Origin of the sequence: Pseudomonas cremoricolorata (genome assembly GCF_000759535.1) — a bacterium.
Lineage (GTDB): Bacteria > Pseudomonadota > Gammaproteobacteria > Pseudomonadales > Pseudomonadaceae > Aquipseudomonas > Aquipseudomonas cremoricolorata_A.
On record NZ_CP009455.1, the window covers coordinates 2,139,741 to 2,166,651 of the forward strand.

The following is a 26,911-nucleotide window of genomic DNA, read 5'->3' on the forward strand; positions in this document are numbered from 1 at the left end:
GGCTAGCCCCACCCGGTTAAACCAATGTGACAAGCGCGTCGGGCCGATGGCTGGCGCTTCAAGGGCTGGGTATACTCGACGCCTTTGCGGCTTTTTCTGGAGAAATGCGCATGTTGCAACGTCTGGTGTTCGGTTTGATCGCGGTGGCGGGCCTGGGCCTTGCCGGGTGTGCCCACAGTCCGCAGCAGCTAACCCCGCAGCCCAAGATCAATGCGCAACTGGCGCCGGTCGGGCACGGCCAGCCGGTGGTGGTGCGCGTGGTCGACGGTCGTCCATCGCCTTCGCTCGGTACCCGTGGCGGCATGTATCCGGAAACCAGCACCATCAGCGTCAGTGGCAACGAGGTGGTGCCCAAGCTGCAAGCCCAGGCCGAGGCCGCGGTGCGCCTGCTCGGCTTTACCCCGACCGGCAACGCCTACAATGCCCCGAAGCTGACCGTGACCCTGGCTGAGCTGAAGTATCAGTCGCCCAAGGACAAAATGTACGTCACCGAGGCGACCATCGGCGCCACCTTCCGTGCTGACGTGGCCAATGGCGGTCGTACCTACAGTGGCCGCTACGGCGCGTCCCTCGACCAGCGCTTCGGCATGGCGCCCAATCAGGAAACCAACAACAAGCTGGTCAGCGATGTGTTGAGCGATGCGCTGACTCGACTGTTCAAGGACCAGAGCATCGGCCAGGTGCTGGGCCAGTAATCGGTCCGTCGAACGCCGATGCGCAGCCGCGAACCACACCGGTTCGCGGCGACTTCATGCAGCTTCGGTATGCAGGTCGAGCACACTGATGCCGGTCAGCAGGTCGACTTCCGGCAAATCGCGGTGGCTGTGCCCGCCCAGGGCGCAATACACCAGCCACTGACGGTCCTGCACGTTGATGGCGAAACCGTCGATCAGCGCCTGTTGTTCATCGCTTGGGGCAATCAGGTACAGACAGTCCTGATTCTGGGCATGCAGCATGGTCACACTCCGTTGTGAGGAAGGGCCGCTAGCGTGCCCCCTGACAATGACGAGCGTGTGACAGCAGAAATTTACCCACCCCGGTCGCAACGACCGGGGCGTTCGCCCGCCTCAGCCCAGCACGTCACTCTGACGCTTGACCTGATACTGGTTGCGCACCGGTGTTGCATATTGCAGCACCAGGTACGGCCGTTGCTCGGCCGGACAGGCATCCAGACGGCTCTGCCACTGCGCCTTGGCCTTGTCCAGCTCATCGCGCGGGAACACCTGCTCGGCACTGGGCACCTGCAGCGAGTCGTCCTTGTCCGCCCACATGGCATAGGCGAGGTAATGCACGGGGAACAAGCGATAGCCGGCCAGAATCTGCTGATCGATGGCCTGGGCCAGTTGCTTGGTGTCGTCGTGGTAGGTGGTGACCGGCGGGGCGAAGTGGATGTGCACGCGGCCTTTGTAGCCGGTAATGCCCAAGGCGATACTCTTGTCGTCTTCGCCCGGCGCCTTGGTGTAGCTGCCGGTGGTGGCGCGAATGTACAGCTCGCGAGCCTTGGCCAGGTCGCACGGGTCGTATTCGTAGCTGATGGTCACCGGAATCAGGTTCAGACTCTGGATCACTGCACCGAATGGCTCGTCCTTGCGGCTCATGTGGAACATCTTGAGGATCGCCGATTCGGTGCGGTCGTCACCGTCCTTGGCACGGCCTTCGGCCTGGGCGATCCAGATAGAGGCGCCATCTTCGCGGATCGAGTGGTTGATGTAGGCTGACAGCTGCTGGTAGGCAGCGAGTTTTTCCCGCCGACCGGTCAGTGAGCGGTGCACGATGAAGCTTTTGTTCAGGCGCATCATGTCGCTGACGAAGGGCTTTTGCAGCAGGTTGTCGCCGATGGCAATACGTGGTGTCGGCAGGCCGGCGTGGTACACCGCATAGTTGACGAAGGCCGGGTCCATGACGATGTCGCGGTGGTTGGCGAAGAACAGGTACGGCGTGCCGGACTTGAGCTGTTCGACACCGGTGTAGGTGACGCCGTCGGTGGCCTTGTCGATGGTGCGGTCGACGTAGTACTCGACCTTGTCCTGCAAGGTCGACACACAGCTGACGCCGGCGAACTGCTGGCGCAGCTTGCGCGCGATCAGCGGCTTGAGCAGCCAGCCGAACAGGCTCGCGGCGCGCGGGAAACGGTAGTGGGTGAGGATATCCAGAAACGCCGGGTCGCTGAGCAGGCGCGCGAGAACGGCGGGTACTTCAGCGTCGTCGTAGGGTCGGATGGCATCGAATTCGCCCATCATGCTCTCTTGTTGGAAACGGCTAAGGTGATAAAGGCAGGGTGGGTGCCGAGAAACGGTTCGGCCACCGGCGGTTCCTGCGAACAGAACGGCGATTATACGCACAACTCCAAGGGGAGACCGCGATGCTGGAAGAGGAGTCGTACGATTGTCCTTACTGTGGCGAGCATGTACAGACGCTGGTCGACCTGTCTGCGGGCGATCAGGTCTATACCGAAGACTGCCAGGTCTGCTGTCAGCCGATCGTGTTCATTCTCCAGGTGCATGGGCAGGAGTGGATGCTCGACGTCAGGCGCGAGGACGATGCCTGATGCAGCGTATCTACGAGCCGGAAAACCTCATGGAAGCGCAGATGCTGGTCGGCATGCTGGCCAATGAGGGCATCGAGGTGTTCCTGATCGGGCGCGATCTGGTCGGCGCGGCTGGCGAGCTGCCGATTCAGGGTCTGCTGGGCTTGGCAGTGGCCGATGAGCAGGCCGGCTACGCACGCCAGCTGATCGATGCGTACAATGCCGCCCAGCCCGTCTTGGGCGACGAGCCGGACAGCTATCCCGGCACACTCATTTGTTAGGTCGCCAATTTTCCCATGTCTGGACGCTACGCCCTATTTCGCTGGACGCCAGCATTCGCCGCCTTGCCCGGCTTTCCGGCCGACCAGCGCGCGCAATGGAACATCTCGCCCGGCGCCTCGGTGCTGATCCAGCGCCGCCTGGACGGCGTCACGCAGCTGGCCCGGGCGCGCTGGGGGCTGACCCCGGCCTGGCTCACCGACCTCTCGCGTACGCCCGCCCATGCCCGCAGTGAAACCCTGGCCGAGCAGCCAATGTTCCGTGAGCCACTGCGCAAGCGGCGTTGCCTGCTGCCGGCCAACGGCTTTTACGAATGGCGCGGCACCACGCGCAAGCGGCCGTACTGGCTGACCCAGGGGGAGGGCGCGACGCTGTTCTTCGCAGCGCTGTGGGAGGAGTATCCGGTGCAGGAACAGGTGTGGCTCAGTTGCGCGATGGTGACCCAGGCAGCGATGAGCCAACGCCGGCCGCTGATACTCGACGCCGCCGGCCAAGAGGCCTGGCTCGACCCGCAAACGCCGCTGGCACGTCTGCAGGAATTATTGGCCAGCCCGCCTGCGACCCTGCGCGAACGAGTGCTCGCCAACCTGGTCAATGATCCCAAGCTGGATGCGCCGGAGTGCCTCACGCCAGCCTGAGTAGCGTGTCACATACATCTTCACCTGCCTCTAGCGCCGGGCCGGCCTGTGCGCCTAGGATACGCGGCGTGTAAAAAGGAGCGTTTCCATGCGTAAGCAATTTATCGTCAGCCTGCTCAGCGCGAGCGTGCTGCTCGGCGGCTGCCAGGCCGTCAACACCACCAGTGGTGATTCGGTTGGCGTGCACCGTAAGCAGTACATGTTCAGCATGCTGTCGACCGACGAGGTCAACCAGATGTACGCCCAGTCGTACCAGAAGACGCTGAGCGAGGCGTCTAGCAAGGGTGCGCTGGAGAAGAGTGGTGCCGATGCTCGTCGCGTGCAGGCCATCGCCGACCGCCTGATCGCCCAGGCGCCCAAGCTGCGGCCTGATTCGGCGCAGTGGAAATGGGAAGTCAACGTCATCAAGAGCGATGAGCTCAATGCCAACTGCGGCCCCGGCGGCAAGATCATCGTCTACACCGGGCTGATCGACAAACTCAAGCTCACCGATGCCGAAATCGCGGCGGTGATGGGCCATGAAATCGCCCACGCGCTGCGCGAGCATGGTCGCGAGGCAATGTCCAAGGCCTATGGCGTGCAGATGGCGCGCAACGGCGCCGGTGCGCTGCTGGGCCTGGGTGAGGGCGGTCTGGCCCTGGCCGACACCGTGGTCAACTACGCCATGACCCTGCCCAACAGCCGCGCCAACGAGAACGAAGCCGACCTTTTAGGCCTCGAGCTGTCGGCCCGTGCCGGTTACGACCCGAATGCCGCAATCACCTTGTGGAACAAGATGAGCAAGGCCTCCGAGGGCGCGCCGCCTGAGTGGATGAGCACTCACCCGGCCTCGCAAAGCCGTATCGCGGCGCTGGAAGCGGCGATTCCGAAGGTCATGCCGCTGTATCAGGCTGCGAAGAAGTAAGCGTTGCCCGCAAGCCTGCCTGGCAGGCTTGCGAACCTCCTCTAGATCGGCGTTATCAGCCGATCCACCCACTGGTTTTCATCGCCGAATACACCGCCACCACCGCCAGCACGAAGAATGCTGCGGCAGCCAGGCGACGAATCAGCGCCAATGGCAGTTTGTCGGCGGCGAAGTTGCCGGCCAGCACCACCGGCACGTTGGCGATCAGCATGCCCAGCGTGGTGCCGATGATCACCATGATCAGGTGCGGGTACTGCGCTGCCAGCATCACCGTCGCCACTTGGGTCTTGTCGCCGATTTCCGCGAGGAAGAAGGCGATCAGGGTGGTCAGGAACGGTCCGAAACGCCGCGCATTGCTGGCCTCGTCATCGTCCATCTTGTCCGGCACCAGGGTCCACAGAGCTGTGGCGGTGAAGCTTGCGGCGAGAATCCAGTGCAGCACCGACTCGGTGAAGAAGCCGCTCACCCACGCACCGACCGCACCGGCTGCGGCGTGGTTGGCCAGGGTGGCGGCGACGATACCGGCGATGATCGGCCACGGCTTGCGGAAGCGGGCAGCGAGAATGAGCGCGAGCAATTGTGTCTTGTCGCCGATTTCGGCGAGGGCAACGATGGCGGTGGGGACCAGCAGGGATTCCAGCATCAGGGTTCCTAAGGGGCGGGTCGACACGGCTATGACACGAACGACCTCCCCGCCCCGGGTAAGGTGTGCGTGTCATAGGTCTTGTCAAACCCCGGACCCGTCTGCGCGGGTCCTCGGGTCGCACGCGCCATGGTCGGTGGACCAAGCATGTTGACGCGTACCGGGCGAGCGTGGCGCTCGCGGGAGACTACTCCCCTAGGACGGAGCGGATTCTGCCTAGCCCTTGGGCTTTCGGCAAGCCCTGTTTTTCACTGGCGCCGGGCCTGGTAAATCCGGAAGCCCTGATCTTCCACGCGCATTTCACAGTTGCCCAGCGCCGCCTCGATGAGCGGCTTGTAGCGTAGAAAGGTATTCGCCACCAGGCGCATTTCGCCGCCGTTTCGCAGGTGTTCGCGGGACTTTGCCAGCAGGTTTTCCACTGCACGGTAATCGGTATGGACGCCGGTGTGAAACGGCGGATTGCTCAGAATCACGTCCAGCTCAACCGGCGCAGCATCGATGCCGTCGCCGCTCAGCACCACGCCTTGCAGCCCGTTGGCGGCCAGGGTCAGGCGGCTGCTGGCCACGGCGAAGGCATCGACATCGAGCAGGGTCACCTCGCTCTGCGGATAACGACGCTTGACGATGGCGCCGAGCACCCCGGCGCCGCAGCCAAAGTCCAGCACCTTGCCGGTGGGTAGCTGATCCAGATGCTGCAACAGCAGCGCAGTGCCGCGGTCGAGCCGACCGTGGCTGAACACGCCGGGCAAGCTCACCACCTGCAATGGGCCTTCCTCCAGCGCCAGCTCGAAGCGCTGCGCCAGGTCAGTCAGCACGGGCGCGGGCGGCGCCTGCTCGATGCTCACCTGCCACAGTTGGCAGTGCCTGGCGCTGTCCAGTTTGCGTGCGTGGCCCAAGGCCTTCAGTTGCTTGGCCGCGCCTTCGATACCGCCGCGTTTTTCCCCGACCAGAAACAACGCCTTTCCAGCCAGGCGCGAGGCCAGGGCGGTCAGCAGGTAGTTGGCCAGCTCGCGGGACTTGGGCAGGAAGATCACCGCGGCATCGAAGGCAACCTCCGGCACCTCGGTGCCGTAGTGGCAGCGGCCGGGGAAGCGGCTGTCGAGCAGCGCCTGGTCGCCGGCGTGCCAGCTCCAGCCATGGGCCTCTGGCAACTGCCCGAGCAGACCGTCCGGGGCCGGCCCTGCGATCAGCAACGGGCCGCGGAACAGCTCGGCCTGGCGGAGCAACACTTCACTGCGCGGGTCCATGGACGACGCCTCCTGAAAAAAAGGGGGCGAAGTGTACCAGAGGCGCCTGTATCAGCTGACAACCCGCAACGCTTGCCCGGCGAAGAAACCGCGAGCGTTTTCTGCCAGCTGGCCGACAATGCGCTGGCGCGCCTCCACTGCGCCCCAGGCCGAATGCGGGGTGATGATCAAGCGCGGGATGTCCGCCGCCAGCAGCGGGTTGCCGTCGACCGGCGGCTCGACGCTGAGCACGTCGGTCGCCGCACCGCCCAGGTGCCCGCTGCGCAGCGCATCGGCCAGGGCCTGCTCATCGATCAGTCCACCGCGCGCGGTATTGACCACCAGCGCACCCGGCTTGAGCTGGGCCAACTCTGCGGCGCCGAGCAGGTGCCGGGTGTGCTCGTTGAGCGGGCAGTGCAGGGTCAGCGCATCGACCTGGGGCAGCAGCTCGGCCAGCGGGATGCGCTCGGCCCGTGCTGGTCGCCCAGGAATCTGTCCGCTCAGCACGCGCATGCCAAAGGCTTCGGCCAGCCGCGCCACGGCGCCGCCCAGCTCGCCATGACCGAGCACGCCGAGGGTCTTGCCAGAGAGTTCGCTGATGGGGAAATCCAGCAGGCAGAACTGTTTGGCCGCAGCCCAGCGGCCTTCGCTGACCGCGCGCTGGTAATCGCACAGGCGCGTGGTCAGGGCCAACAGCAACGCCAGGGTGTGCTGCGCGACCGACGCGGTGCCGTAGCCCTGGCAGTTGCACACTGTCACCCCTTGGGCGCGGGCTGCGGCAAGGTCGACGTTGTTGGTGCCGGTGGCGGCGATCAGCACCAGTTTCAATTGCGGGTTGGCGGCAAGAATCTCGGCGTCGATCTGCACCTTGTTGCTGATCACCGCTACCGCGCCTTGCAGCCGCTGCGCGACCTGCGCGGGCTCTGTCGCATCATGCAATTGCACCTCATCGAACGCCTCGTGCAACGGGCTCAGATCGAGGTCGCCCAGGTCGAGGGAGGCATGGTCGAGAAAGACAACGCGGCGCAGGCTGGACATGAAGGCTCCGGTGCAGGCAATGGCAAGGGCTGTCAATCAACCTGAAGGTGTGTGGCAGTGTCAAGGCAGGGGCGGGCACGGCGAGGCGCTCAGCGTCTACAGTGAGGGGCAGCCTTCGCCCCATCGCCTGCCATAAAAGGGATTGTCATGTTGCAGACACGCCTCCTCGAAGCCACCCCAGGCGCCCACGCCTACCCGCTGCTGATCAAGCGCCTGTTGCTGTCGGGCGGGCGTTACGAGCGTACGCGGGAAATCGTCTATCGCGATCAGGTCCGGCTGAACTACCCACAACTGATCGAACGCATCGCCCGTCTGGCCAATGTGCTCAGCCAGGCCGGGGTCAAGGCCGGTGACACGGTGGCGGTGATGGACTGGGACAGCCATCGGTATCTCGAATGCATGTTCGCCATCCCGATGATCGGCGCCGTGGTGCACACCATCAACGTGCGCCTGTCGCCCGAGCAGATCCTCTACACCATGAACCATGCCGAAGACCGCCTGGTACTGGTCAACAGCGAGTTCGTCGGGCTGTACCAGGCACTTGCCGGGCAACTGACCACGGTCGACAAGACCATCCTGCTCAGCGATGAACCCGCACCTGCGGCTGAGCTGCCAGGCCTGCTCGGCGAGTACGAGCAACTGCTGGCGGCGGCCAGCCCGCACTATGATTTCCCCGACTTCGACGAGAACTCGGTGGCTACCACCTTCTACACCACTGGCACCACCGGCAGCCCCAAGGGCGTGTATTTCAGTCACCGCCAACTGGTGTTGCACACCCTGGCCGAGGCGGCGGTGCTGGGCGGCCTGGACAGCGTGCGACTGATGGGCAGCGACGACGTGTACATGCCCATCACGCCGATGTTCCATGTACACGCCTGGGGCATTCCCTACGTGGCGACCTTGCTCGGCCTCAAGCAGGTGTATCCGGGGCGCTACGAGCCGCAGATGCTGCTGCGGCTGTGGCGTGACGAGGGCGTGACGTTCTCGCATTGCGTGCCGACCATCCTGCAGATGCTGCTCAACTGCCTTGCGGCGCAGGGCGAGGATTTCAACGGCTGGAAGATCATCATCGGCGGCAGCGCGCTGAACCGCGCCCTGTATGACGCGGCCCGCGCGCGCGGCATTCAGCTCACGGCCGCCTACGGCATGTCCGAGACCTGCCCATTGATCGCCTGCGCGCACCTCAACGAAGAGCTGCTCGCCAGCGGCGAAGACGAGCAGATCAGCGCCCGTCTCAAGGCCGGTGTGGCGGTGCCGTTGGTCGAGGCGGCCATCGTCGACGGCCAAGGCCGCTTCCTCGCCGCTGATGGCCAGACCCAGGGCGAGCTGGTGTTGCGCGCACCCTGGCTGAGCGCTGGCTACTACCGCCAGCCGGAGCAAAGCCGCGAGCTGTGGGAGGGCGGCTGGCTGCACACTGGTGATGTTGCCACCCTCGATGCCATGGGCTTCATCGACATCCGCGACCGCATCAAGGATGTGATCAAAAGTGGCGGCGAATGGCTGTCGTCACTGGCCCTGGAAGACTTGATCAGCCGTCACCCGGCGGTGCGTGAGGTGGCGGTGGTCGGTATTGCCGATGCGCAGTGGGGGGAGCGGCCCTTCGCCCTGCTGGTGCTGCACGAGGGACAGCACCTGGATGCCCAGGCGCTCGAGGCGCATCTGCAGCCGTTCGTCGAGCAGGGGCAGATCAACAGCTGGGCGATTCCACGGCAGATCGCAGTGGTGGCAGAAATCCCCAAGACCAGCGTCGGCAAGCTGGACAAGAAACGTATTCGCCTGGACGTGGCCCAGTGGCAGGCTAGCGACAGCGGGTTTTTATCGACGCTGTGAACATCCCGCGCTGCGCCCGGTCTGAGGCAAGCCGTGGCGCATAGCGGGTGGCAACTTGCCATTGCTGACAAATCAGCCATGCTTGCTGGCGTCGCATACCAATCACACCTTCGAGGGATGTGTCCCGTCATGGTGGCGGGCTGCAGGCCCGGCAGGAAATCTTCGCGAACGGATGGGGCGGCGCCACGCGCTGCGTGCGCCGGGCCGTTGCGCAGGCACTCCCTGCCATAACAATAAATGACATGGAGTAGGGTCGATGAAATCTGCCAACACCCTGTGGCGCCGGGCCAGGTTGCCCCTGGCGGCAAGCCTTGCATCACTGGCCGGTCCAGCGCTAGGCGTGAGCTTCAACATCGGTGAAATCGAGGGCCAGTTCGACTCGTCCCTCTCCGTAGGCGCGAGCTGGTCGACCGCCAGCCCGAACCGCAACCTGATCGGCGTCAACAACGGCGGCAAGGGGCTGTCGCAAACCTCCGATGATGGCCACCTGAACTTCAAGCGCGGCGAGACTTTCTCGAAAATCTTCAAAGGCATCCACGACCTCGAACTCAAGTACGGCGATACCGGCATCTTCGTGCGCGGCAAGTACTGGTACGACTTCGAGCTCAAGGACGAACACCGCCAGTTCAAGGACATCAGCGACTCGAACCGCAAGGAAGGCGCCAAGTCTTCCGGCGCTGAGCTGCTCGACGCCTTCGTGTACCACAACTACTCCATCGCCGATCAACCCGGCTCGGTACGCTTCGGCAAACAGGTGGTGAGCTGGGGCGAGAGCACCTTCATCGGCAATGGCATCAACGCCATCAACCCGATCGACGTGGCAGCGTTTCGCCGACCGGGCGCGGAAATCAAGGAAGGCCTGATTCCGGTCAACATGTTCTACGTGTCCCAGAGCCTGACCGACAACCTCTCCGCCGAGGCGTTCTACCAGCTGGAATGGGACCAGACGGTGGTCGACAACTGCGGCACGTTCTTCTCCCAGCCCGACATCATCGCCGACGGCTGCAACAACAACCTGCGCGTGCTCAACAGCAGCCGCAGCCTGCCCCTGGCGGCGCAAGGCTTCCTGGCCAGCCAAGGTGTGGACGTCAACGAAGAGGGCGTGCGCGTGGCCCGTGGCGGTGACCGCGACGCCCGCGACAGTGGCCAGTTCGGGGTCGCCCTGCGCTACATGTTCGACCCGCTGGACACCGAGTTCGGCGCCTACTTCATGAACTACCACAGCCGTGCGCCGATCTTCAGCGCCACCGGCGCCCCGGCCTCGGTGTTCCAGGGCGTGGCTGGCCTGCCGCCGGCGCTGCGGGCGCTGGCGCCGCTGATCGTCGCCGGCAACTCGCAGTACTTCGTCGAGTACCCGGAAGACATCCGCCTGTACGGCCTGAGTTTCTCCACCACCTTGCCTACCGGCACGGCCTGGAGCGGCGAGATCAGCTACCGGCCCAACGCCCCGGTGCAGCTCAACACCACCGACATTCTGTTCTCCGGGGTCAAGCCGCTGGGCGGCGCCCTGAGCAACGCCTCCTTGCTCAACGGCGTGCCCGGCCAGGACCTGCACGGCTACCGGCGCAAGGAAGTGACGCAGTTCCAGACCACCCTGACGCACTTCTTCGACCAGGTGATGGGCGCCAGCCGCATGACCCTGGTCGGCGAGCTGGGCATCACCCATGTCGGCGGTCTGGAAAGTGCCCACGACACCCGCTACGGCCGCGACCCGGTGTTCGGCCCAGGCCCGTTGCCCGACACCGGCGGGCAGAACACCTGCCAGGCGCTCAACGCCAGCACCATCGGCGGCGCCGGCGCGGGCGCCTCGACCAGCAACCTCAGCCGCAAGTGCGAGAACGACGGCTACACCACCAGCACCTCGTGGGGCTACCGCACCCGGGTGATCTGGGACTACCCCGACGTCTTCGCTGGGGTCAACCTCAAGCCCAGCGTGGCCTGGTCCCACGATGTGTCCGGTTATTCGCCAGGCCCGGGCGGCAACTTCGAGGAAGGCCGCAAGGCCGTCAGCCTGGGCGTGGACGCCGAGTACCAGAACACCTACACGGCGAGCCTTTCGTACACCAACTTCTTCGACGGCAAGTACAGCACCGTGGACGACCGCGACTTCGTCGCCCTCAGCTTCGGCGTCAACTTCTAAGCATTCGATCAGGACGACACGCGTATGAAGAGCACCTCAAGTCTGCTGAAAATCGGTGTATTGGGACTGTCTTTGCTGAGCAGCGAAGTCATGGCCGCGGTGTCGGCCGGCGAAGCGGCCAAGCTTGGCGCAAGTCTGACGCCGATGGGCGCTGAGAAGGCCGGCAATGCCGATGGCTCGATCGGCCCGTGGGAACCCTTGGCCAAGACCGCCGGCAGTGTCGATGCCAAGGGCTTTTTGTCTGACCCCTACGGCAGCGAGAAACCGCTGTTCACCATCACCGCGCAGAACGTGCAGCAGTACCAGAACAAGCTCGCACCGGGCCAACTGGCGATGTTCAAGCGCTACCCTGACACCTACCGCATTCCGGTGTACAAGACCCACCGCAGCGCCACCGTGCCGGATGAGGTGTTCGCCGCCATCAAGGAAAACGCCACCAAGACCACCTTGGTGCAGGGCGGTAACGGCCTGAACGATTTCCGCACGGCCATCCCGTTCCCGATTCCGCAAGACGGGCTGGAGGTGATCTGGAACCACATCACCCGCTACCGTGGTGGCAGCGTCAACCGTCAGGTGGTCCAGGTGACGCCGCAGCAGAATGGCTCCTATAGCCCGGTGTCGTTCCAGGATCAGTTCGTCTTCCGCGACCGCATGAAGGACTACGACCCGGCCAATCCGGGTAACGTGCTGTTCTACTTCAAGCAGAAAGTCACCGCTCCGGCGCGCCTGGCCGGCACCGTGCTGTTGGTGCACGAGACCCTCGACCAGGTCAAGGAGCCGCGCAAGGCGTGGATCTACAACGCCGGCCAGCGCCGCGTGCGCCAGGCCCCGCAAGTGTCCTATGACGGCCCGGGTACGGCGGCCGACGGCCTGCGCACCTCCGACAACCTCGACATGTTCAACGGCGCACCGGACCGCTATGACTGGAAGCTGGAGGGCAAGAAGGAGCTGTACATCGCCTCCAACGCCTTCAAGCTCGACTCGCCGAGCCTCAAGTACGCCGAGATCGTCAAGGCCGGGCACATCAACCAGGACCTTACCCGCTATGAATTGCGCCGGGTCTGGCATGTGGTCGCGACCCTCAAGCCGGGTCAGCGGCACATCTATGCCAAGCGTGATTTCTACATCGACGAAGACACCTGGCAGGCGGCGGTGATCGATCAGTACGACGGTCGCGGGCAGCTGTGGCGGGTTTCCGAAGCCCATGCGCAGTCGTACTACAACGTCCAGGTGCCGTGGTACACCCTTGAAGCCATCTACGACCTGCAGTCGGGCCGCTACCTGGCACTGGGCATGAAGAACGAAGAGCGCCGCGCCTACGATTTTGGCTTCAGCGCCAGCAAGAGCGATTTCCAGCCCGCTGCGTTGCGCCAGGAAGGGGTGCGCTGAGGGGTTGCCGTTCGAGGCCTGGCCGAGCGTGCGCAACGGGCGCTCGATAGCCAGGCCAGTGCGCCGCCGGCTGGCCTGGGGCGGCGCCTGTCGATACACTGATGGCCTTAAGCTACTAGTCGGCCACGGGTTTTCCCTTTCAGTTTTTCTGCCTATCGGCCGATACAGCGGTCGGCGGTACGCGTCCCCGCGCGCCATGTCTTCAACTTTTCACTACAACAGGTCGTGTTGATGCTGCAGTACGGGCAAAAAAGCTTTCTGATCGTCGACGACTTCACCGATTTCCGCACGGCGACCCGCTCCATGCTCCGCGAGCTTGGCGCAACTCAGGTCGATACCGCCGACAGTGGCGAGCAGGCGCTGCGCATGTGTGCGCAGAAGCGCTACGACTTCATCCTCCAGGATTTCCACCTCGGTGACGGCAAGAAGAACGGCCAGCAGGTGCTCGAGGACCTGATCCTCGACAAGCTGATCAGCCATGAATGCGTGTTCGTCATGGTCACTGCTGAGAGCAGTCAGTCGATCGTGCTCTGCGCGCTGGAACACGAGCCTGACGCCTACATCACCAAGCCCTTCAACCGCATGGGCCTGGCCCAGCGTCTGGAAAAGCTGGTGCAGCGCAAGACGCTGCTCAAGCCGATCCTGCAGGCGCTCGACCGCGGCCGGCCCGCCGAAGTGCTGGCGGCGTGCACCGACATCTGCAAGCAAGACCCGCGCTTCGCGCCGCTGTGCCTGCGCTACCGCGCCGATGCCCTGCGTGACCTGGGGCGCTTCGATGAGCTGGAAAAGTACCTCGGTGCGATTCTTGCCAGCCGTCCGCAGCCGTGGGTCTACGCGGCCATGGGCAAGCTGCTGCACAAGCGCGGACGCAACGTTCAGGCCCAGGGTATCTACGAGCAGGCGCTCAAGGCCTTCCCGATCATGCCTAACCTGTACGATGGCATGGCCGATGTGCTGATCGCCCAGGGCGACAGCCAGCGCGCACAGAACATTCTCGAAGAGGCCGTGCGCCTCTCGCCGCTGTCGGTCAAGCGCCAGGCCACGCTGGGCAAGCTGGCCTACGAGAACGAAGACTTCGACAGCGCCGCCAAGGCCTTCCGGCATGCGGTCAACCAGGGTCAGAGCTCGCGCTACAAGGACCCGGAAAGCAACCTGGGCCTGGCCCAGGCGCTGATGAGCCGCAGCAGCGGCGGGCTGGATGCGCGGACCCGGGTGGAGATCAACAATGCCCTGGGCGAAGTGGCCAAGGACTACCCGGAAGACCAGGGCCTGCAAGTGCGCGCGCGGATGATGAAAGCCTCGAGCCTGGTGCAGGCCGGCGACGCCGAGTCGGCCGGCAAGCTGACCGAGCAGGCCATGCAGCGTCTGGGCAAGATGAACCAGTTCTTCTCGGTCGACTCGGCGCTCACCGTGGCCGCGCAAATGAAGGCCATGGGCCAGGGCGCGGCAGCCAAATCGGTGCTCAAGGCCTGCGTGGAATCGTATGGCGACGATCCCAAGGTGATGGAGCGGGTCGGCCAGCTGACCGAAGACCCGGACGTGCTCAACGCCGTGGCCGATGCCGTCGACCTCAACCGCCAGGGCGTGCGCGCCTACCAGGCAGGCCACCTGGAACTGGCCCTGAGCATGTTCCGCAGGGCCCTGGCCTTGCAGGCCAAGAACATCAGCATCGCGCTCAACACCGCCCAGGCGCTGCTGCGCGTGGCCGGTGAAAAACTGACCCCGGAGGTCATTCAGGAATGCCGCGACTGCCTTGGCAGCGTGGCCGGCATTCCTGCCAGTGACAGCCGTTATGACCGTTACCGCAAGTTGCATATCCGAGTGTTCGGCGCATGAATCAGAACGACCAGGGGCTGGATTTTTCCACGGTGATCGCCTCCACCGTGCATGACATGAAGAACTCGCTGTCGGCGCTGATCCAGGCCCATCACCAATGGCTGGAGCGGCTGCCTGAAGACCTGCGCAGCGGCAGTGAACCGGGGGTGGTGGAGCATGAGCTGAGCCACCTCAACGGCATGCTGGTGCAACTGCTCGGGCTGTACAAACTGGGCGTCAACCAGTTGCCGGTGTGCCCCGACTACCACGAGCTGGACGACTTCCTCGAGGCCCAGCTGGCGGCCCATGAAGAAGTCATCCGGCACCGCGACATCGTCGCCACCTGTCGCCTGGACACGATGGCGCCGCTGGCTTTCTTCGACCGCGAGCTGGTGGCTTCGGTGGTGTCGAACATGCTCACCAATGCCATCCGCCATGCCGACAAGGCCTTGCTGCTGAGCATCGAAGAGTCGGGCAATGAGCTGGTGATCTGCATCAACGACGACGGCCCGGGCTACCCGCAGCGGCTCATCGAGCAGCAGCTGGACTATGTGCCGGGCATCGACCAGAGCAGCGGCAGCACCGGCCTTGGCCTGTACTTCGCGGCGCGCATCGCGGCATTGCATGAGCAGGGCGGGCAGCGTGGGCGTATCGAGATTGCCAATGGCGGGGAGTTGGGTGGGGGGTTGTTCAGGTTGTATCTGCCGTAGTTTCAGCGCGTAGGTTGTGTCGAGTTTTTGCCCGGGGTGGGTGGTTTCGGTGCCATGGGTAGGCCCTTTCTGCAGGGTCGCACAGGGCCTTCAACCTGAGTCCAGGGGGTGACAGAGTAGCGACCCTGTGTCGACACATCACTTTGCCAATGACAGGAGGGGCCTTACCATGCATCAATCCTGGGAGGTGCTCATGCAGATCAAGATTCAGCAATGGGGCAACAGCGCAGTCATCCGCTTGCCGGCAGCGTTGCTCAGACAACTGCACTTGGATATAGGCTCGACATTGAGCCTGGACAGGGAAGGACAATCGCTGGTCCTCAAACCCATCGGGTCAGCACCCTGTTACACCCTCGAAGGGCTCATATCTGAATGTGATCCAGATGCGCCCGAGCCCGAAGACATGGCTGCCTGGAACAACCTGCATCCTGTTGGGCGCGAAGAATGAAACGCGGCAACTTTTCCAGAGGCGACATTGTGCGGCTAAATCTGCAACCGGTTGCAGGCAGGGAGCAGCAAGGTGTTGCCAGACCTGCTCTTGTATTGACAGCCGCTACTTTCAACAGGTTGGGGCTGGCAGTTGTCGCCCCCATCACCCAAGGCGGTGATTTTGCGCGCCACCGCGGTTTTGCAGTGACTCTAAGTGGGGCAGGAACTGAAACGCAGGGTGTCGTTCTGTGCAATCAACTGCGCAGCGTTGATCTCGAAGCACGGTGCCATGAGAGTCGAGGCGGTGGCGGATGGGGTGGTAGTGGACGCGTTGGCTCGAGTTCAAACATTATTTGATTGAAGTGTAGCGGCTCACCTCACCACGGAATTTTCCCCGCTGCGTACACTCAAAACCCCGTACGGGTCGCCTCACAGACCGCTGCATTCTTCATCCTGCCCCAGGAGCTTGCCCATGTTCTCCCTGCGTCCTTTGATCGTTCTCGCCACCGCTGCTGCGCTGATGACCGGCTGTGCCAGCCAGAACCCCTATGAAAACCAAGGTCAGGCACAAGGCTCGTCGGGCATGAGCAAGACCGCCAAGTACGGCGGTCTCGGCGCTCTGGCCGGTGCCGTTGCCGGCGCGGCCATCGACCACAACCACCGTGGCAAGGGCGCGATGATCGGCGCCGCTGCCGTCGGTGCCGCCGCGGCCGGCTATGGCTACTACGCCGACCGCCAGGAAAAGGCCCTGCGTGAAAGCATGGCCAACACCGGTGTCGAAGTGCAGCGTGAAGGCGATCAGATCAAGCTGATCATGCCAGGCAACATCACCTTCGCCACCGACTCGTCGAACATCGCGCCGAGCTTCTACTCGCCGCTGAACAACCTGGCCAGCTCGTTCAAGCAGTTCAACCAGAACACCATCGAAGTCGTCGGTTTCACCGACAGCACCGGCAGCCGTCAGCACAACATGGACCTGTCGCAGCGCCGCGCCCAGGCCGTGGGCACCTACCTGAGCTCGCAAGGTGTCGATGGCTCGCGGATTTCCGTGCGTGGCCTGGGCCCGGACCAGCCGGTCGCCAGCAACGCCGATGCCAATGGCCGTGCGCAAAACCGTCGCGTGGAAGTCAACCTCAAGCCGATTCCAGGCCAGCAATACCAGCAACAGGGTCAACAGCAGGGTCAGGTTCAGCAGTACCCCTGATTCATCGCGTCTGACGCAAACGGGGCAGCACGGGTAACCGGCTGCCCCGTTTTACGTTCATTGCACCTGACTGGCCTGGATGGCGGTGAGGGCGATGGTGTGCACGATGTCGTCGACCTGGGCGCCACGTGGCAGGTCGTTCACTGGCTTGCGCAGGCCTTGCAGCATCGGCCCGAGGCTGACGCCATCGGCGCTGCGCTGCACGGCCTTGTGCGTGGTGTTGCCGGTGTTGAGGTCAGGGAACACGAACACCGTGGCACGCCCGGCGACCTGGCTATCAGGTGCCAACTGGCGGGCGATATCCGGGTTGGCCGCGGCGTCGTACTGCAATGGGCCGTCGATCAACAGCTCCGGTACCGCCTGTTGCGCCAGGTGGGTGGCCTCGCGCACCTTGCCGACTTCCTCGTCGCTGGCTGAGTCGGTGGAATAGCTGATCATCGCCACCCGCGGGGCAATGCCGAAGGCGTCGGCCGACACCGCGCTCTGCCGGGCGATCTCGGCCAGCTCCGGTGCGCTGGGGTGGGGGTTCATCACGCAGTCGCCGTAGACCAGCACCTGGTCGGGAAACAGCATGAAGAACACCGACGACACCAGGCTGCAGCCGGGTGCGGTCTTGATCAGTTGCAGCGCCGGGCGAATGGTATTGGCGGTGGAGTGCACCAGGCCCGACACCAGGCCATCGACCTCGCCCAGGGCCAGCATCATGGTCGCCAGCACCACCGGGTCTTCAAGCTGCTGCTCGGCCATCGGCGCGTTGAGGTTCTTGCTCTTGCGCAGCTCGACCATCGGTTCGACATAGCGGCTGCGAATCTGCTCGGGGTCGAGAATTTCAAGATCGGCCGGCAGGCTGATGCCTTGAGCGCGGGCCACCGCATGGACTTCATCGGGCCTGGCCAGCAGTACGCAGCGGGCGATACCACGCGCCTGGCATAACGCGGCGGCTTGCACCAGCAGCGGCTCGGCGCCTTCGGGCAGCACGATGCGCTTGTCGGCCTGCTGGGCGCGCTGGATCAGCTGATAGCGGAACACCGCAGGCGACAGGCGCAGCTCGCGCGGCGTGCCGCAGCGCTGGTGCAGCCAGACCGCATCGAGGTGGCTGGCGACGAAATCGGTGATGAATTCGGCGCGCTCGCGGTCGTCCACCGGAATTTCGCGGTTGAGCGAATTGAGCTGGGTCGCGGTGTCGTACGAGCCGGTGCTCACCGACAGAATCGGCAGGCCGGCCTGCAGCGCGCCGTGGCAAAGGCCGAGGATGCGCGGATCGGGCTTGCTGTCGCTGGTCAGCAGCAGACCGGCCAGGGGCACACCATTGATCGCCGCCAAGCTCACGGCCAGGATGATGTCGTCGCGATCGCCCGGGGTCACCACCAGGGTGCCGGGCTTGAGCAGCGGCACGGTGTTGGCCACGGTGCGGGCACAAATGATGATGGTGTTCATGCGGCGTTGCTCATAATCGCCGGCATTGAGCACCTGGGCGCCGAGTAATTCAGCGACGTCGCGGGTGCGCGGGGCATTCAACTCGGCCTGGAACGGGATGCAGCCCAGCAGGCGGAAGTCGTCACCGCGCAGCAACGGCGAATGCTCGCGCAGGCGCCGGGCGAAATCGGCCATGCTCTCGTCGGTGCGTACCTTGTTGAGGATCACCCCCAGCACCTTCGGATCGCGTGGCCCGCCGAACAGTTGCGCCTGCAACTCGACCCGCCCGGACAGTTCGCTGAGCACCTCGTGCTCGGCCGCCGAAACCAGAATCACCTCGGCATCCAGGCTCTTGGCCAGGTGCAGGTTGACCCGCGCGGCGTAGCTGGCGTTGCGCGTCGGCACCATCCCTTCGACCACCACCACATCCTTGCCGTGGCAGGCTTGCTGATAGAGGTTGACGATCAGCTCGAGCAGTTCGTCCAGTTGGCCATCGCCGAGCATGCGTTCGACTTCACCCAGGCTCAGCGGCGTGGGCGGACGAATGCCATGGGTGCGGGCCACCAGTTCGGTTGAGCGCTCCGGACCGGTATCGCCTGGATGCGGCTGGGCGATGGGCTTGAAGAAGCCGACCTTGAGCCCGGCACGCTCGAGGGTGCGAACCAGGCCCAGGCTGATCGAGGTCAGGCCGACGCCAAAGTCGGTCGGCGCGATGAAGAATGTCTGCATGCAAGGCTCTCGGGTTGGACCTGCGTGGAATCAGTCGACAAGGGTAGCGCCATCCACAGCCTGGGCGCACCAGCCGCAGTTGAATACTGCGCCGATACGTCGTTGCCGCTCGGCGCCGTCCATGACCCAGGCACGCGATTGCCAGGGCGGCTGATGGCGCAGGTGCTGGGTATGGCCACAGCTCAGCTCGGCGACCCAGTGACCTTCCTCGTCACGACGAAAAGCCTCGATCCGACTGACGGGTCGCCCGTGGCTACCGTTGGGTCGTGCCGAGGCCATGGCAGGTTCGCAATCAGGCGATGCCTTGGTTACACTTCCAGGTTCTACATTCTTTTGCAAAGGTCTCGCCCCATGCTGATCGCCGCCAACAAGGCTGTCTCTATCGACTATACCCTGACCAACGACGCTGGTGAGGTCATCGACAGCTCCACCGGCGGTGCGCCGCTGGCGTATCTGCACGGTGCCTCGAACATCATCCCAGGCCTGGAAAAAGCCCTGGAAGGCAAGCAGGCCGGCGATGAGCTGAACGTCACCATCGAGCCTGAAGAGGCCTACGGCGAATACTCGGCCGAACTGGTCAGCACCCTCAACCGCAGCCTGTTCGAAGGCGTCGACGTGCTGGAAGTAGGCATGCAGTTCCATGCTTCCGCGCCGGATGGCCAGATGCAGATCGTCACCATCCGCGACGTCGATGGCGACGACGTGACCGTCGATGGCAACCACCCGCTGGCCGGTCAGCGCCTGACCTTCAAGGTCAAGGTCGTTCACGTGCGCGACGCCACCGAGGAAGAACTGGCCCACGGCCATGTTCACGGCGAAGGTGGCCACCACCACTGATATTCTGCGCTACGCTCAGAACGTCGCCAGGCGCTCGGACGAGCCGGGCCTTCCTTCGAGGAACGCCGACCGGCTTGTTCAGCGCCTTTTTCGTGGGCGCCGTTCGGCGTCGACTGCGACCAGAAGACAGCCGCAAAGGGGTCGAGCATGAGCGCGTTTCATCAGGTCAAGGTGCAGGCATTGAAGGGCGGCGACTTGCCGCTCACCACCCTCAAGGGAAAAGTGTTGCTGGTCGTCAACGTGGCTTCCAGATGCGGGCTCACGCCGCAGTACGCCGCCTTGCAGATGTTGCACGAGCGCTATCAGGCCCAAGGTTTCAGTGTGCTTGGGCTGCCGTGCAATCAGTTCGCCGGGCAGGAGCCCGACGATGAGCGAACCATCGAGGCGTTCTGCAGCAGCGAGTATGCCGTGAGCTTTCCAATGAGTAGCAAGCTCGACGTCAACGGTCCGCAGCGACATGCGCTCTACCGTCTGCTGGCAGGCGAGGGGGCCGAGTTTCCGGGTGATATCAGCTGGAATTTCGAAAAGTTTCTGGTGGGCCGCGACGGCCGTGTGCTCGGCCGTTTCGCTCCGCGTACTTTGCCCAATGACCGGGCACTGATCCAGGCCATCGACAAAGCCCTGCTCTGAGCTCAGACCGAGGGTTTGCTCATTTCAATGGTTTTGACCGGTATCGCCTGCGCGGCGCTCTGGCTGCGGGCTGCCAGCAAGTAGCCCTCGAACTGCTCGACGATGCTGGCCCAGCCTTGCTGGCGCGCATGCTGACGCGCGTTCAGGCGCACACGGCGCAAGGTTTCATCCTCCTCCAGCAGCCAGCAGGCGGCCTCCAGAAACCCTGCGCTGTCGCCCGGCATCGCCAGCGCGCCGCTGTGGCCGTGGTGGATGTGCTGCGCCGCTGCCGCCTCGTCGAAGGCCACCACGGCCAGTCCCGAGGCCATCGCTTCGAGCACGACATTACCGAAGGTCTCGGTCAGGCTGGGAAACAGGAACAGATCGCCACTGGCATAGTGTTCGGCCAGAGACTCCCCGCGCTGTACGCCGCAGAACAGCGCATCGGGCAACCGTTGTTCAAGGTGTGTCCGCTGTGGGCCATCGCCGATGACGATCAGGCGTAGCCGACGCTGCGGATGCGCGCGTTGCAACGCCGCCATGCACGGTTCGAGCAGACCCAGGTTCTTCTCAGCCGCCAGTCGCCCGACTTGCAGGACCGCGATGTCATCAGCTGCCAGCCCCCAACGCTCACGCAGAGCCTGGCTGCGCCTGGCAGGGTTGAACAGCTCGGCATCGACGCCACGGGCCATCAGCGCCAGGCGCTCGAAACCGCGGCGTTGCAGATCCAGGCGCTGGCTGAGACTGGGCACCAGGGTAATGGCGGTGCGTCGATGGAAGGCGCGCAGGTAGAAGGTCAGCAACCGAGCCAGCAAACCGAGGCCGTACTGACCCGAATACTGCGGGAAGTTGGTGTGAAAACCGCTGACCATGGCGATGCCCAGGCGCCGTGCTGCGCGCAGCGCGCTGAGCCCCAGCGGGCCTTGCGTGGCGATGTACAGCACATCCGGAGGCTGGCGTCGCCAACGTCGCAACAGTCTGTGCATGGACACCTCGCCCCACTGCAATCCCGGATAGCCTGGCAGCGGCCAGCCGCGGATCAGCAGCAGGTCGGGGCCGGGCTGGCCGGGGCTGTCGTCGCGTTGACGCGGCCGCACCACTTCGACCCGGTGCCCACGCTGGCGCAAGCCCTCGCTCAGGCGGCCAAGGGTATTGGCCACACCGTTGATTTCCGGCGGAAAGGTTTCGCTGACCAGGACGATATGTAGAGGCGGTGTGTTCATGGGCAAAGTGTCCGCTTCGAGCGTTGCGGTTGCATGACAACGCATGCCCAGGCGCCGGATGTCGGAACGGTGCGGTGGATGGCGAAAATTTCATTCCCAGGCACTCAAGAACTGGGCGCGCGCTGCCGATGAAACAGGCATCGAATGACAGGTGCTCGGGCGGGTGTGGTGATGTTCAATACGAAACTGAAGCAGAGGGTTCAGCAGCTGCGTGAGGATCTGCTCACGGTCCAGCAGGTCATGGACAGCCTTGACAGCGAAATGCTGGTGTTGCAACTCGACCCGCAAGGGAAAATCGAGAAGGTCAACGACAACTTCGCCAAGGAAATGCACTACCGTCCCGAGCAGATGATCGGCCGCTCGCTGGAGGAGTTCGTGCCCGCACACGTCAAGAAGCTCGACTTCTACCAGCGCATGCACACCGCTCTGACCCGTGGCGAGCATTTGCATGGCGCATTCCGCCTGCTGCGCGGTGATGGCGATGAGGCCTGGCTGCGCTCGATTCTGCAACCGGTGCGCTGCGCCGATGGCCGGCTCAAGCACTTCAGCCTGCATTCCAGTGACCTGACCCGCACCATCAAGACCTCCCGCGAGCACGAAAGCCTGATCAAGGCGCTGATGCGCTCCACCGCGGTGATCGAGTTCAACCTCGAGGGCGAGGTGCTGCACGCCAACGACCGCTTCCTGCATGCCATGGGCTATCGCCTCGACCAGGTCAAAGGCCGCCATCACAAGATGTTCTGCGAACCTCAGGAGTATGGCTCCAGTGCCTATCAGGCGTTCTGGGAGAAACTGCGCCGCGGCGAGTACATCGCCGACCGCTTCAAGCGTGTCGATGCCAATGGTCACACCGTCTGGCTGGAAGCCTCGTATAACCCGATCTTCGACGCCCACGACGTGCTCTACAAAGTGGTCAAGTTCGCCACTGTCATCACTGACCAGGTCAATCGCGAGCAAGCTGTGGCGCAGGCCGCGGACATCGCCTACTCAACCTCGCTCGACACCGATGCCAGCGCGAACAAGGCCAATGACGTGGTGACCCAGAGCGTCGAGGTCATGCGTGGTCTGGAGGCGTCGATGCAACGCGCGGCCGAAGGTATCCAGGCGCTCGACACCCAGTCACGCGTGATCGGCGCGATCATCAAGACCATCAGCGACATTGCCAGCCAGACCAACCTGCTGGCGCTCAACGCGGCTATCGAAGCGGCCCGTGCCGGCGAGCAGGGGCGTGGTTTTGCGGTGGTCGCCGATGAGGTCCGGCAACTGGCCTCGCGCACCAGCAGCGCCACCGAAGAAATCGCCCGCGTGGTCAAGCAGAACGAGCAGCTTGCGCAAACGGCGGTGGATATCATCGACACCAGCAAGCGCCAGGCCGAGCAGGGGCTGACCCTGGCCGATGAAACCGGTGGGGTGATCGGGGAAATTCAGGACGGGGCCAAGCGGGTAGTGGAAGCGGTGGGGCAGTTCTCCAGCCAGCTCAACGGCTGATTGGCATCAGGCCCGCTGAGCGCGGGCCTGATGTGACAGCGTTCAGCCTTGCAACTGGGCGTGGACCTGACCGACCACGTCCATGGCCTGATCGAGCAGCAGTTCGTCACCGACCCGATGGGCGTCGTCGAATGACGACTGAACGTAGAACAGTCCCGAATAGTCTTCGCTCGGGCTGGGCAAATCACCGTGCTGCACGGCATTGACCACCAGGTCGATCAGCGAGGCCGAGTCGATGACCAGGCCATTGCCGTCATGGCTGTTGAGGAAAATCTGCGCTGCCGGAGTGGTGACGCCGACTTCGTTGAGCTTTTCGTCAAGCCGCCAGCTCGCTTTGTGTTGCAGCAGGCGCAGGTCTTGCTGATGTTCAGGGATGTCGCTGAGGTCGAGGTAGTCGCGTGGATCGTCAGTCATGGTGGTTTCCTATATGAGTGCCTGACGGCGCAAGTGCCGCAGGTGCGCATTGAAAACCTCACGGCTGCATGCCGCGCGGTAGATGTGTCTCAGCCGCGTTTCCCCATGACTAACGCCAGCCCATCGCCCACACCTGCGCGTCGCGCAGCACCCGCCAGTCGAGCCACTCGCTGCGCCCGCTGTGCACGGCCTGCAGTTCAATGCGCAGCAGAACGCCCGCTTCGTCGTGCTCCAGATCGGTGACCAGAAAGTGCTTTTCACGGTTCACCGGCTGCGTCGCGGTCCATTTCGACAGTTTGAGTTTCGCGGGGTTGAAGCGATTCATGGGAAGCTCCTGCGGGCGCGCCAGGGTCAGGCGCGCTGATCGCCCGTTTTGACAACGCGGCCATCGCCTTTCTCCCGCACCCAGAACAACGTCGCCCCGGCCACCGCCGCCGGCATCATCAGCACGTTCACACCCGGAATCAGCAGTGCCAGGTAGGTCACGCCGCCAAAACTCATCGACTGCCAGCGCTTGCTGCGCAGCCAGGCGAGCATGTCCTGCCAGCTCATCTTGTTGTTGTCGGCCGGGTAGTCGATGTACTGGATAGCCATCATCCAGATACCGAAGATCAGCCACAGCGGCGCGGCGATGACGTTCACCACGGGAATGAACGACAGGACGAACAGCCCCAGGGCACGTGGCAGGAAATAACCGAGTTTGCGCATCTCGCGGCTGAAGGTGCGGGGCACCATCGCCACCAGTTCGCCCCAGCTGAACGGTGGGAAGGTGTCTTCGCCACGGGCGACCACCTCGACCTTTTCCGCCAGAAAGCCGTTGAACGGTGCGGCGACGATGTTGGCCACCAGGGTGAAGGTGAAGAACACCATCAGTACCACCAGCACCACGAACAGCGGCCAGAGGATGTAGGTGAGAAAGCCCAGCCACTGCGGCAAGGCGGGCATCAGCGTGTCGACCCACAGGCTGAACTGATGGCCGGCGAAGTAGACCAGCGCGCCGAACAGCAGCAGGTTGACGGCCAGCGGCAGTAGCACGAACAAGCGCAGGCCGGGGCTGAGCACCAGCCTCAGGCCTTCGCGCAGGTATTGCGGGCCGGACAGAACGGGGGCGGGCATGGACAGGCTCCATCGAAAATAAAAACGCGCTGACCTTACCGAGTTTGGCCGGGCCGGGGAAGGCGTTTCCCCTGGCTTAACCGGCCGGCCAGGCAGCATTGGCCGGGTTTCGAATGACTACAGCAGCACATAGAGCTTGTCTATAAGGTGGATTGTCTAAGGATATTTCCTTAATCTCTGCCACCTCGATACAGTCCGCCCAATGCATTCTTGCGGGCCTGTGGATGAAGGTGCTCCTTCCATGCCGTACAGGCCCCTTTCAATTCCAGCCCTGCCTGCCCGGCGCACTTGCCGGCCGATGGCAGGTTCCACAGGAGTTCGCCATGTCTGAAGTTCGTCACTCGCGGGTCATCATTCTGGGTTCCGGCCCTGCCGGCTACAGCGCTGCGGTGTACGCCGCCCGTGCCAACCTCAAGCCGCTGCTGATCACCGGTCTGCAGGCGGGCGGCCAGCTGACCACCACCACCGAAGTCGACAACTGGCCGGGCGACCCCCATGGCCTGACCGGCCCGGCGCTGATGCAGCGTATGCAGGAACACGCCGAGCGCTTCGAGACCGAGATCGTCTTCGACCACATCAACGCCGTCGATCTGGCCAGCAAGCCCTACACCCTCACTGGTGACAGCGGTACCTACAGCTGCGACGCGCTGATCATCGCCACCGGCGCCAGCGCCCGTTACCTGGGCCTGCCGTCGGAAGAAGCGTTCATGGGCAAGGGTGTTTCCGCCTGCGCCACGTGCGACGGTTTCTTCTACCGCAACAAGCCAGTGGCTGTGGTCGGTGGCGGCAACACGGCTGTGGAAGAGGCGCTGTACCTGGCCAACATCGCCAGCAAGGTGACCCTGGTACACCGCCGCGATACCTTCCGCGCCGAGAAGATCCTGATCGACAAGCTCAACGCCCGCGTGGCCGAAGGCAAGATCGAGCTCAAGCTCAACGCCACCCTCGACGAAGTGCTGGGTGACAACATGGGCGTGACCGGTGCGCGCCTGAAAAACAACGATGGCAGCTTCGACGAAATCACCGTCGATGGCGTGTTCATCGCCATCGGTCATACGCCGAACACCTCGTTGTTCGAAGGCCAACTGACCTTGAAGGACGGCTACCTGGTCGTCGCCGGCGGCCGCGAAGGCAATGCCACCGCCACCAATGTCGAAGGCGTGTTCGCCGCCGGCGACGTGGCCGACCACGTCTACCGCCAGGCGATCACCTCGGCCGGTGCCGGCTGCATGGCCGCGCTGGATGTCGAGCGCTACCTCGACGGCCTGGCCAACGCTTCGTTCTGATCGAACGCTGACGGCGGGGTGATTCCCGCCGTCGCGCGTTTGCGCGCAGTTACAGGCTCACATCACAGGCTCAGGCGCATCGACAGGTCGACCGCCTTGACGTCCTTGGTCATGGCGCCGATGGAAATGTAGTCCACTCCGGTTTCTGCAATCACCCGCAAGGTCTGCTCATTGACCCCGCCACTGGCTTCCAGCTTGGCCTGGCCGGCAGTGATGCGCACCGCTTCGCGCATGTCATCCAGGCTCAACTCGTCGAGCATGACGATATCGGCCCCCGCCTCTAGCGCTTCACGCAACTCTTGCAGGTTTTCCACTTCGATTTCCACCGGCTTGCCCGGAGCGATGCCGTGTGCGGCCTTGACCGCAGCGGCAACCCCGCCGCTGGCGGCGATGTGGTTTTCCTTGATCAGGAAGGCGTCGTACAGGCCGATGCGGTGGTTGTCGCAGCCGCCGCAGGTCACCGCATACTTTTGTGCCAGGCGCAGGCCCGGCAAGGTCTTGCGGGTGTCCAGCAGGCGTACCCCCGTCCCTTCTACCAAGCGTGCCAGGGCGGCCGCCCGGGTGGCGACGCCCGAGAGCATCTGCAGGAAGTTCAGCGCCGTGCGCTCGCCGCTGAGCAGTGAGCGGGCCGGACCTTCGAGGTGGAACAATGCCTGATTGGCCTCGGCGCGCTGACCGTCGACCACCTGCCAGTGCACTGCGACGCGCGGGTCGAGCTGACGGAACACGGCGTCGACCCAGGCGCTGCCGGCAATCACGCAGGCCTCACGGGTGATGATGGTGGCCTTGGCCAGGCGCTCGGCGGGAATCAGCTGAGCGGTGATGTCGCCGCTGCCGAGGTCTTCGAGCAGCGCGCGGCGCACGTTGGCTTCGATTTCGGCGGTCAGGTCGGCGAGGCGTAGGTTCGGCATGGTCGGCTCCACAGGCAAGGTGGCGGCGATTATAGGGCAGGGGACGGGTGTGTACACGCGCTGGACTGGCAACCTTTGGTCTGGTCAGGGGAGCAGCGGGAACGTTTTCC

27 protein-coding genes and 3 pseudogenes are annotated in these 26,911 nt (G+C 64.0%); 18 read left to right on the plus strand and 12 right to left on the minus strand.

Features of this window, described 5'->3' with window-relative positions; genetic code table 11:
- Nucleotides 1-110: 110 nt before the first annotated feature.
- Nucleotides 111-695: a YajG family lipoprotein gene (locus LK03_RS09330; RefSeq protein WP_028696358.1), complete on the plus strand. Its 585-nt coding sequence runs from the start codon at nucleotides 111-113 to the stop codon at nucleotides 693-695.
- Between the two features lie 54 nt (nucleotides 696-749).
- Here LK03_RS09330 and LK03_RS09335 read toward each other — a convergent pair whose 3' ends face one another.
- Nucleotides 750-956 carry a hypothetical protein gene (locus tag LK03_RS09335; RefSeq protein ID WP_038412068.1) on the minus strand — a complete coding sequence of 69 codons (207 nt, stop codon included), beginning with the start codon at nucleotides 954-956 and terminating at the stop codon, nucleotides 750-752.
- A gap of 111 nt (nucleotides 957-1,067) precedes the next feature.
- Nucleotides 1,068-2,237, minus strand: coding sequence for a lysophospholipid acyltransferase family protein (locus tag LK03_RS09340; protein ID WP_038412069.1), 1,170 nt, complete (start codon nucleotides 2,235-2,237; stop codon nucleotides 1,068-1,070).
- Between the two features lie 125 nt (nucleotides 2,238-2,362).
- Between LK03_RS09340 and LK03_RS09345 the strand changes: the two genes are divergently transcribed.
- The 4 genes from LK03_RS09345 (at nucleotide 2,363) to LK03_RS09360 (ending at nucleotide 4,348) form a co-directional block, all read left to right on the plus strand.
- A complete protein-coding gene (locus LK03_RS09345; RefSeq protein ID WP_038412070.1) occupies nucleotides 2,363-2,548 on the plus strand; it encodes a CPXCG motif-containing cysteine-rich protein in 186 nt (61 codons plus the stop codon).
- Nucleotides 2,548-2,808, plus strand: coding sequence for a putative signal transducing protein (locus LK03_RS09350; protein WP_038412071.1), 261 nt, complete (start codon nucleotides 2,548-2,550; stop codon nucleotides 2,806-2,808). Before LK03_RS09345 ends, LK03_RS09350 begins: the two co-directional genes overlap by 1 nt.
- A 15-nt stretch (nucleotides 2,809-2,823) precedes the next feature.
- Nucleotides 2,824-3,444, plus strand: a complete 621-nt coding sequence (locus tag LK03_RS09355; protein ID WP_038412072.1) for an SOS response-associated peptidase — start codon at nucleotides 2,824-2,826, stop codon at nucleotides 3,442-3,444.
- 88 nt (nucleotides 3,445-3,532) lie between these two features.
- On the plus strand, nucleotides 3,533-4,348 hold the full coding sequence (locus tag LK03_RS09360; RefSeq protein WP_038412073.1) for a M48 family metallopeptidase: 816 nt from the start codon (nucleotides 3,533-3,535) through the stop codon (nucleotides 4,346-4,348).
- A 55-nt stretch (nucleotides 4,349-4,403) separates the two neighbouring features.
- Here the strand turns inward: LK03_RS09360 and LK03_RS09365 are convergent, their stop codons facing one another.
- The 3 genes from LK03_RS09365 to LK03_RS09375 form a co-directional block, all read right to left on the minus strand.
- On the minus strand, nucleotides 4,404-4,991 hold the full coding sequence (locus tag LK03_RS09365; protein WP_038412074.1) for a TMEM165/GDT1 family protein: 588 nt from the start codon (nucleotides 4,989-4,991) through the stop codon (nucleotides 4,404-4,406).
- 248 nt (nucleotides 4,992-5,239) lie between these two features.
- Nucleotides 5,240-6,238 carry a class I SAM-dependent methyltransferase gene (locus LK03_RS09370; RefSeq protein WP_038412075.1) on the minus strand — a complete coding sequence of 333 codons (999 nt, stop codon included), beginning with the start codon at nucleotides 6,236-6,238 and terminating at the stop codon, nucleotides 5,240-5,242.
- A gap of 51 nt (nucleotides 6,239-6,289) precedes the next feature.
- On the minus strand, nucleotides 6,290-7,255 hold the full coding sequence (locus LK03_RS09375) for a 2-hydroxyacid dehydrogenase (RefSeq protein WP_038412076.1): 966 nt from the start codon (nucleotides 7,253-7,255) through the stop codon (nucleotides 6,290-6,292).
- A gap of 147 nt (nucleotides 7,256-7,402) precedes the next feature.
- Between LK03_RS09375 and LK03_RS09380 the strand changes: the two genes are divergently transcribed.
- The 8 genes from LK03_RS09380 to LK03_RS09410 all read left to right on the plus strand — a co-directional run bounded on the left by LK03_RS09380 (nucleotide 7,403) and on the right by LK03_RS09410 (nucleotide 16,772).
- A complete protein-coding gene (locus LK03_RS09380; protein WP_038412077.1) occupies nucleotides 7,403-9,085 on the plus strand; it encodes a fatty acid--CoA ligase in 1,683 nt (560 codons plus the stop codon).
- A 256-nt stretch (nucleotides 9,086-9,341) separates the two neighbouring features.
- The gene (locus LK03_RS09385) at nucleotides 9,342-11,225 is read left to right on the plus strand and encodes a DUF1302 domain-containing protein (protein WP_038412078.1); all 1,884 of its coding nucleotides are present in this window, start codon (nucleotides 9,342-9,344) and stop codon (nucleotides 11,223-11,225) included.
- A gap of 24 nt (nucleotides 11,226-11,249) precedes the next feature.
- Complete coding sequence (locus LK03_RS09390; RefSeq protein WP_038412079.1) at nucleotides 11,250-12,614, plus strand: DUF1329 domain-containing protein; 1,365 nt, start codon at nucleotides 11,250-11,252, stop codon at nucleotides 12,612-12,614.
- Between the two features lie 231 nt (nucleotides 12,615-12,845).
- The gene (locus LK03_RS09395; protein ID WP_038412080.1) at nucleotides 12,846-14,450 is read left to right on the plus strand and encodes a tetratricopeptide repeat-containing response regulator; all 1,605 of its coding nucleotides are present in this window, start codon (nucleotides 12,846-12,848) and stop codon (nucleotides 14,448-14,450) included.
- A complete protein-coding gene (locus LK03_RS09400) occupies nucleotides 14,447-15,139 on the plus strand; it encodes a sensor histidine kinase (RefSeq protein WP_038412081.1) in 693 nt (230 codons plus the stop codon). The genes LK03_RS09395 and LK03_RS09400 overlap by 4 nt, the downstream gene beginning before the upstream one ends.
- A 193-nt stretch (nucleotides 15,140-15,332) precedes the next feature.
- A complete protein-coding gene (locus LK03_RS09405) occupies nucleotides 15,333-15,587 on the plus strand; it encodes an AbrB/MazE/SpoVT family DNA-binding domain-containing protein (protein ID WP_038414665.1) in 255 nt (84 codons plus the stop codon).
- Nucleotides 15,584-15,925: a type II toxin-antitoxin system ChpB family toxin gene (locus LK03_RS21905; protein ID WP_276203320.1), complete on the plus strand. Its 342-nt coding sequence runs from the start codon at nucleotides 15,584-15,586 to the stop codon at nucleotides 15,923-15,925. Before LK03_RS09405 ends, LK03_RS21905 begins: the two co-directional genes overlap by 4 nt.
- A 115-nt stretch (nucleotides 15,926-16,040) precedes the next feature.
- Nucleotides 16,041-16,772, plus strand: a complete 732-nt coding sequence (locus LK03_RS09410; RefSeq protein WP_028696373.1) for an OmpA family protein — start codon at nucleotides 16,041-16,043, stop codon at nucleotides 16,770-16,772.
- A 57-nt stretch (nucleotides 16,773-16,829) separates the two neighbouring features.
- On the opposite strand, the gene pta is transcribed toward LK03_RS09410, so the two are convergent.
- Both pta and LK03_RS09420 read right to left on the minus strand, forming a co-directional pair.
- Complete coding sequence (gene pta / locus LK03_RS09415) at nucleotides 16,830-18,917, minus strand: phosphate acetyltransferase (protein ID WP_038412082.1); 2,088 nt, start codon at nucleotides 18,915-18,917, stop codon at nucleotides 16,830-16,832.
- A 30-nt stretch (nucleotides 18,918-18,947) separates the two neighbouring features.
- Nucleotides 18,948-19,270, minus strand: a pseudogene (locus tag LK03_RS09420) (DUF3565 domain-containing protein).
- On the opposite strand from LK03_RS09420, the gene LK03_RS09425 reads away from it, so the two are divergent.
- On the plus strand, nucleotides 19,269-19,754 hold the full coding sequence (locus LK03_RS09425; RefSeq protein ID WP_038412084.1) for an FKBP-type peptidyl-prolyl cis-trans isomerase: 486 nt from the start codon (nucleotides 19,269-19,271) through the stop codon (nucleotides 19,752-19,754). The pseudogene LK03_RS09420 and the gene LK03_RS09425 sit on opposite strands and share 2 nt — an antisense overlap.
- A 147-nt stretch (nucleotides 19,755-19,901) precedes the next feature.
- A complete protein-coding gene (locus tag LK03_RS09430; protein ID WP_038412085.1) occupies nucleotides 19,902-20,384 on the plus strand; it encodes a glutathione peroxidase in 483 nt (160 codons plus the stop codon).
- Between the two features lie 2 nt (nucleotides 20,385-20,386).
- On the opposite strand, the gene LK03_RS09435 is transcribed toward LK03_RS09430, so the two are convergent.
- Nucleotides 20,387-21,586 (minus strand): glycosyltransferase family 4 protein, encoded by a 1,200-nt coding sequence (locus LK03_RS09435; RefSeq protein ID WP_038412086.1) that lies wholly within the window; start codon nucleotides 21,584-21,586, stop codon nucleotides 20,387-20,389.
- Nucleotides 21,587-21,847: 261 nt separating this feature from the next.
- Between LK03_RS09435 and LK03_RS22825 the strand changes: the two are divergent.
- Both LK03_RS22825 and LK03_RS22830 read left to right on the plus strand, forming a co-directional pair.
- Nucleotides 21,848-22,534, plus strand: a pseudogene (locus LK03_RS22825) (PAS domain-containing protein); the annotation flags it as partial.
- A gap of 114 nt (nucleotides 22,535-22,648) precedes the next feature.
- Nucleotides 22,649-23,074: pseudogene (locus tag LK03_RS22830) on the plus strand (methyl-accepting chemotaxis protein); the annotation flags it as partial.
- A gap of 42 nt (nucleotides 23,075-23,116) precedes the next feature.
- Here the strand turns inward: LK03_RS22830 and LK03_RS09445 are convergent.
- The 3 genes from LK03_RS09445 to cysZ all read right to left on the minus strand — a co-directional run bounded on the left by LK03_RS09445 (nucleotide 23,117) and on the right by cysZ (nucleotide 24,604).
- Nucleotides 23,117-23,488 carry a hypothetical protein gene (locus LK03_RS09445; protein ID WP_038412088.1) on the minus strand — a complete coding sequence of 124 codons (372 nt, stop codon included), beginning with the start codon at nucleotides 23,486-23,488 and terminating at the stop codon, nucleotides 23,117-23,119.
- Nucleotides 23,489-23,597: 109 nt separating this feature from the next.
- Nucleotides 23,598-23,813: a TIGR02450 family Trp-rich protein gene (locus LK03_RS09450; RefSeq protein ID WP_038412089.1), complete on the minus strand. Its 216-nt coding sequence runs from the start codon at nucleotides 23,811-23,813 to the stop codon at nucleotides 23,598-23,600.
- A gap of 26 nt (nucleotides 23,814-23,839) precedes the next feature.
- Nucleotides 23,840-24,604, minus strand: coding sequence for a sulfate transporter CysZ (cysZ, locus tag LK03_RS09455; protein WP_038412090.1), 765 nt, complete (start codon nucleotides 24,602-24,604; stop codon nucleotides 23,840-23,842).
- Between the two features lie 323 nt (nucleotides 24,605-24,927).
- On the opposite strand from cysZ, the gene trxB reads away from it, so the two are divergent.
- Complete coding sequence (trxB, locus tag LK03_RS09460; protein ID WP_038412091.1) at nucleotides 24,928-25,890, plus strand: thioredoxin-disulfide reductase; 963 nt, start codon at nucleotides 24,928-24,930, stop codon at nucleotides 25,888-25,890.
- 62 nt (nucleotides 25,891-25,952) lie between these two features.
- Here the strand turns inward: trxB and nadC are convergent, their stop codons facing one another.
- Entirely contained in the window at nucleotides 25,953-26,801 is an 849-nt protein-coding gene (nadC, locus tag LK03_RS09465; protein ID WP_038412092.1) for a carboxylating nicotinate-nucleotide diphosphorylase, read from the minus strand.
- Between the last annotated feature and the right edge of the window lie 110 nt (nucleotides 26,802-26,911).